Below are 6,190 nucleotides of genomic sequence, written 5' to 3'. Positions count from 1 at the left end.
ATTTTTTTCTAATTAACTATTTTTATCGATTTTATCATGATCTTACCTCTGTCTCACATTTATTTGAAATGACTATAGGTTGTTTCCGGCTCGACCCAAGCCTTTATTACCAGCAGAGTATAGAGTTTCAATCCCTGATAGGGTTTTAGGTTGTTTCCGGCTTTATGCGATCTGTCGCTTTCTCCACATCAGTAGAAGGTTTCAATCCCTGATAGGGTTTTAGGTTGTTTCCGGCAGTTTTGCCGCCCCCATCGAAAGCGAGTTGTAGGTTTCAATCCCTGATAGGGTTTTAGGTTGTTTCCGGCTTACAGTGGGATTAGGGTCGCACGATAAAATATGTTTCAATCCCTGATAGGGTTTTAGGTTGTTTCCGGCTTAGCTCTAATCTATTTGTTAGTAAAGTGTACGGGTTTCAATCCCTGATAGGGTTTTAGGTTGTTTCCGGCAGGCGATCGCTCCCTCACCACCTACCAACTAACAATCAAGTTTCAATCCCTGATAGGGTTTTAGGTTGTTTCCGGCCGGTCGAAACTTCCAGCACTTGCAATTTCTCAATCCCGTTTCAATCCCTGATAGGGTTTTAGGTTGTTTCCGGCTTTGTCTATCCCGAAGAAGTTGGCCGCATTGTTGATTCTCCGTTTCAATCCCTGATAGGGTTTTAGGTTGTTTCCGGCAGTTAGCTGAGTTACATTCTTCTTAAATCTTAAGTTTCAATCCCTGATAGGGTTTTAGGTTGTTTCCGGCCTTAAATTCTTTCTTTGTAAAGCTGGTGGAGATGTAGGTTTCAATCCCTGATAGGGTTTTAGGTTGTTTCCGGCTCTCCCCCCTAACTCATTACTCACAAACAGGGATGTTTCAATCCCTGATAGGGTTTTAGGTTGTTTCCGGCTGTGTCGGCTAGTGCAATTTGTAGGAGCGGATGTGTTTCAATCCCTGATAGGGTTTTAGGTTGTTTCCGGCCTGAGCTTGCTCGACTTTGAAGTGGAATCAACGGTTTCAATCCCTGATAGGGTTTTAGGTTGTTTCCGGCTAGTGTTTTCTAGTTGGTTTTCGCTCAATTTAAAGTTTCAATCCCTGATAGGGTTTTAGGTTGTTTCCGGCCTGGCGTATCAGCACTGACAAACTTTGACAATTTACCTGAGGTTTCAATCCCTGATAGGGTTTTAGGTTGTTTCCGGCTTGCTGTAGGTGGTGGGAATGCAGGATGGCACGTTATGTTTCAATCCCTGATAGGGTTTTAGGTTGTTTCCGGCGATACAGCGCTGCTGGAGTGCTGCTTTTTGGCAAGAAATTGAGTTTCAATCCCTGATAGGGTTTTAGGTTGTTTCCGGCCTGTGTATGAAGCTGTGGAATGTCCTGCTGATACCATAAGTTTCAATCCCTGATAGGGTTTTAGGTTGTTTCCGGCACAGCGGGCTTGTTTATAACGGGAGCATCAAAAGAATGTTTCAATCCCTGATAGGGTTTTAGGTTGTTTCCGGCTTCTTCCCACTCGCCGAAGAGAAAAATACATTGAGGTTTCAATCCCTGATAGGGTTTTAGGTTGTTTCCGGCGGACGATCGGCTGCTAGACAACCACTAAACAGTAAATAGTTTCAATCCCTGATAGGGTTTTAGGTTGTTTCCGGCTGGCGATCGCTTCCTCCTTACCCGTTACCCCAAATTAAGTTTCAATCCCTGATAGGGTTTTAGGTTGTTTCCGGCTTTTCTAACTTATGATAGTTTTGCTCTACTAGAAAGTTTCAATCCCTGATAGGGTTTTAGGTTGTTTCCGGCCCTGTACCAAGTTCTGTGGCCTCCCTTGTATTTTAAGTTTCAATCCCTGATAGGGTTTTAGGTTGTTTCCGGCCAAATATCTATGGCATGAGTAATGCTGAAATCCCAAGTTTCAATCCCTGATAGGGTTTTAGGTTGTTTCCGGCGCAAATTACCGACCGACGCAAAGGAAGGCGACAAAAAGTTTCAATCCCTGATAGGGTTTTAGGTTGTTTCCGGCTCGATTATGTTGCCCTCGTAAACGTCATAACTAGTTTCAATCCCTGATAGGGTTTTAGGTTGTTTCCGGCGATAGGTGAAACTGTCTCGCAAAGCGCCAGTTTTGTTTCAATCCCTGATAGGGTTTTAGGTTGTTTCCGGACAATTTTGCACTGCATCCACGCGGCACATTTAGGGATTGGTTTCAATCCCTGATAGGGTTTTAGGTTGTTTCCGGTTGCTGGTAGGTTCTGAGGTGATCGAATATTACCGGTTTCAATCCCTGATAGGGTTTTAGGTTGTTTCCGGCCAAAGTATCGGTAGTATTGGTGACGACTGCTTGGTTTCAATCCCTGATAGGGTTTTAGGTTGTTTCCGGACGGGAATAAATATTGAGAGCGATCGCAAAAATCGTTTCAATCCCTGATAGGGTTTTAGGTTGTTTCCGGCCCTGCACTTGACCCGAGTAATAGAAAGAGGGGATCTCGTTTCAATCCCTGATAGGGTTTTAGGTTGTTTCCGGCTCCTGCGATGCTGGTTATTCCCAGATTACCTCTGGTTTCAATCCCTGATAGGGTTTTAGGTTGTTTCCGGCGGCCGATAATCCCATTACTCGCGATCGAGCATCAACCGTTTCAATCCCTGATAGGGTTTTAGGTTGTTTCCGGCGGGCAGCAAGTCCTCGGAGATCCGCAAGCATTCGAGGTTTCAATCCCTGATAGGGTTTTAGGTTGTTTCCGGCGGGTTGCTCCCATTCCTTCCTCTTTGTTAATAAAATGATTCAATCCCTGATAGGGTTTTAGGTTGTTTCCGGCGGCGCCGGGGTCTGGGAGGCTTGAAATATAAGGTTTTCAAGGTTCAGTTGCGTCTGATTGCAATCAATATACCGTTTCAGCGATCGCCCTGTCAAGGGGACAAAAATCAAATAGACCTCAAACTCTCTCCCACTAAAGCTTTCAGCATTTGCGTCTGACCCGCATGAGGTACAAACCACCGCAAACCCAGTCCTGGTAAAGCTCTGGGCCATTAAAATTCCCCTCCTCCGTTCAACACCTACAGCCAGAGGCAAAATCACACCATAAAGATCGTAGTATCCAGCGGTGCCCGGCCGCCAATCCGCTCGATCTTGCCCTGACAGCAAGCACACAAAAAATGAAACAGGATGCTGTCTTCTTCTGACTTAATCACCCTACTCAGACGTTGGCGCATCCGGGCATATTCAGTATCCGTCACCTCGCAATGAAACACCGAATACTGCTTCCATTCCCCATAAGACTTGAGAATCTGGTGAATCTTAGTGCGGCGCTTGTCCTCGGATATATCGTAGCAAACCAAAACAAACATAACTTTATTGCCCTCCCTATTTCAGAACCAAAGGCGGATACTTATCAACTTCACCCATCAAATACTTAGCCATCAACCGCCCTTGAATTTCAAAAGCTTCTTGATAAGTACACAACTTTTCCATCACTGGATGCTTGAACTTTGACTGTTTCTTTTGTTCGTAAAGTCGCAAAAAATTGTGCAGCGCTTCTTTTGTCAAAGAAACCGCGCCACTCAACGGTTCTGCAGTAAAATCGCTACGGGAAACTTTCTGCAAATTGATCGCCGTCAACACTACAGCATCAACTACCAAAGGTCGAAATTCTTCCATCAAATCCAGCGCTAAGGAAGGACGCCCATAGCGCTCAAAATGCAAATATCCCAAATACGGATCGAATCCCACAATATTCACCGCACTTTGAACATCGTGCCGCAGCAGAGAATATCCCAAACTTAACAGAGAGTTTACCGGATCAGTAGGCGGACGGCGGCGGCGAACTTCAAAGCTAAATTCCGGCACGCGAATCAGCCGATTGAAGCAGCCAAAATAAGTCGCACTACCAGCCCCCTCTAATCCTCGCAGAGAATTAATACTCGAAGTTTTCTCAATAGAGGCGATGACTTGTTTCAATTGGGCGATGGGCTTTTCCAAATCCTGGGGAGAATATTTGCGCTGACACTCTAACAAAGTATTGCGGTAATTCTTGAGTTTTCCCCGTACAAATCCCCTAACTAAATGCACTGCCTGTTCCGATTCCCCAGCCGCTTGCCACTGAGCTTTTCGCACGAAGATATTTTTCGTCATCTCCGGTTCCAACCTCCCCAAGTAACGTCCGTTTACTGTCAAAAAACTCAAAGGAATGTGACGTTCCAACAGTTCCACAACCACAGCGGGCGAAACTGTAGCGCGTCCCAATGCAACAACGCCATCAATCTTAATTAATGGCAATGGCACGTCCAAGAGATTTTTTTTATCGGCTTTAACCGTCAGACGTTCATCCACTTTGCCAATAAAAGCATCTTCTTGAGTAATGTAAACTGTTCCCATTGTGAAATCTCCTGTTTGCAGATTAACTTGCTTCTTGATAGCGGTTGACTTTGGCGGCAGCTTGGGGCAGACATTGGGGAAAAAGACTGCATCCCTTACACCGAGAGGTGTAAACTGGTAAAGGGATATTTCCCGATCGCCAAAGAACACGGACTTTTTCAATAGTTGCGATCGCATCCTGTCTCAAACCCTCAGAAATCTCGACTAATTGCCGCTGATGCGACTGCGCGTAATACACATATCCAGTCGCAATAGTTTTCCCCGTCATCTCCTCTAAACAAAGCGCTTGGGCGCAAACTTGCAACTCATCGTTATCCCATTCCCCCTTCCGGCCGCGCTTGTATTCCACCGGGTAAATCTCACCCTCCGCCGACTCAATCAAATCCGATTTCCCAATCAGTTTGTAGCGCTCGGATTTCAGCCAAATCGCCCGAACCTGCCAAGTTTCATCGCGGTTAATTTCGCCCATCGTGTGAACGCGATCGTGCAAACTTGTCCCTTCAATGGTATACTGATTATCGGTGAATTCTCCCGCACAAGACATTCGCCAGCAGCGGTGAGGACAGTAAGAATACTGGTTGAGAGTTGCGATCGAAATGTAATCAAAATCATTCATAATTTTGATGGTTTGTAGGAGATTAGTAATTGGAATTAGTTAGCCGGCAGCCGGCTAGGGGTTGAAACATTTAATTTGGCGGTGGGGGCGAAAAAATTTGAGGAATTAGTTATCCGCCAGTTATCCGCCAGTTATCCGCCAGTTATCCGCCAGGGGTTGAAACCCCTGTCTCATAGCTAAAGTCGGTTGAAACCGACTGAAGAAGTAATTTAATCATTGATGATATTTTGAGCTTCTCGGTAACAGTAGGCGCAAAGGTTGAAACCGACTGAAGAAGTAATTTAATCCTTCATCCTTGCAGTCCTCTTAAGAGGACTTGAGCTTTGAGGCAGGGGTTTCAACCCTTGCCGGACTATGGGTTTTACGTTCAGTTATCAAGAACTCTTATTAACCACAATCCGCCGAGTCATTCCCATCCCCATCGGAGTTTTTCTCCCCACCCCGCAGTAAACAGCAAAATCAGCCAAAGCATTAATTTGCTTAATCGCTAAAGGCTCCACATCTCCCAAAATCCGATAACTAACCTCCCCAACCATGCCGACAAAATCGCTTTGATAGTTAGTCAATTTTTCACTTTTAATATTGACAAATGTCGAAAAAAGTGCATCGAATGACTGATCGGGAATTGCGATCGGGCTGTACTTATTCCACCGAGTGAGGAGACTGTTAAAAACGCAGTCTCTAGTAGGAATCACCGAATCAAATTTTCCCTGTCGAAAGGTAGTAGGAGTCGCAAAACTGAAGGCAATTAAGCGATTAGTTTCCGAAGCGCGATCGTACAATTGAGAGTAATCGCAAGCATTAGCCCAAGGTTGATCTAATTGGGGCGTTCCGAGAATCTTAGTAATCATCAAATCGGCGGGTCCCAAATGCCACGGCTTCGAGGGATTGAGATTCAGCCAAAGATTAGTTAATTTGCCGAATAGAGTGTCATCCAGCAGAGTAATCCGCCACCAACAGAGGGTATGTTCTGGAATCGGTTCTGTGTGTTCCCATTGCAGGAAATGGTGTTTTTTGAAAGGGCATTTTTTAGTTTGCAAAGGGCTGAGGGTGAAGGATTTTTGGGCGGTGGCATCGTGGAGGCGATCGCCGAGTTTTTTGTCAACGGAGCTCACGAGGGTGAGGAAGAGGGCGTGCAGGTGTCTTCCGGTGAGGTATCCGGGGGGAATTGGGGCCAGGGGGAGGATGTTGAGGACTAGGCTGTGCGGCATATTTGGTTAATGGTTGGT

At 45.6% G+C, this 6,190-nt stretch carries 4 protein-coding genes and 1 CRISPR repeat array; all 4 genes read right to left on the bottom strand.

Annotated elements, in window-relative coordinates:
• Positions 1–124: 124 nt before the first annotated feature.
• Positions 125–2,789: a CRISPR direct-repeat array (repeat unit 37 nt; unit sequence GTTTCAATCCCTGATAGGGTTTTAGGTTGTTTCCGGC).
• A gap of 256 nt (positions 2,790–3,045) precedes the next feature.
• Positions 3,046–3,318: a CRISPR-associated endonuclease Cas2 gene (gene cas2 / locus QUA57_RS14660; RefSeq protein WP_333061788.1), complete on the bottom strand. Its 273-nt coding sequence runs from the start codon at positions 3,316–3,318 to the stop codon at positions 3,046–3,048.
• Positions 3,319–3,334: 16 nt separating this feature from the next.
• Positions 3,335–4,345, bottom strand: a complete 1,011-nt coding sequence (cas1d, locus tag QUA57_RS14655) for a type I-D CRISPR-associated endonuclease Cas1d (protein WP_333061787.1) — start codon at positions 4,343–4,345, stop codon at positions 3,335–3,337.
• A gap of 22 nt (positions 4,346–4,367) precedes the next feature.
• On the bottom strand, positions 4,368–4,961 hold the full coding sequence (cas4, locus tag QUA57_RS14650; RefSeq protein ID WP_333061785.1) for a CRISPR-associated protein Cas4: 594 nt from the start codon (positions 4,959–4,961) through the stop codon (positions 4,368–4,370).
• A gap of 374 nt (positions 4,962–5,335) precedes the next feature.
• Positions 5,336–6,172, bottom strand: a complete 837-nt coding sequence (gene cas6 / locus QUA57_RS14645) for a CRISPR-associated endoribonuclease Cas6 (protein ID WP_333061783.1) — start codon at positions 6,170–6,172, stop codon at positions 5,336–5,338.
• Positions 6,173–6,190 lie beyond the last annotated feature (18 nt).

This window comes from Microcoleus sp. Pol7_B2 (genome assembly GCF_036701035.1).
GTDB lineage: Bacteria > Cyanobacteriota > Cyanobacteriia > Cyanobacteriales > Microcoleaceae > Microcoleus.
This window is presented reverse-complemented; position numbering and strand designations above follow the sequence as displayed.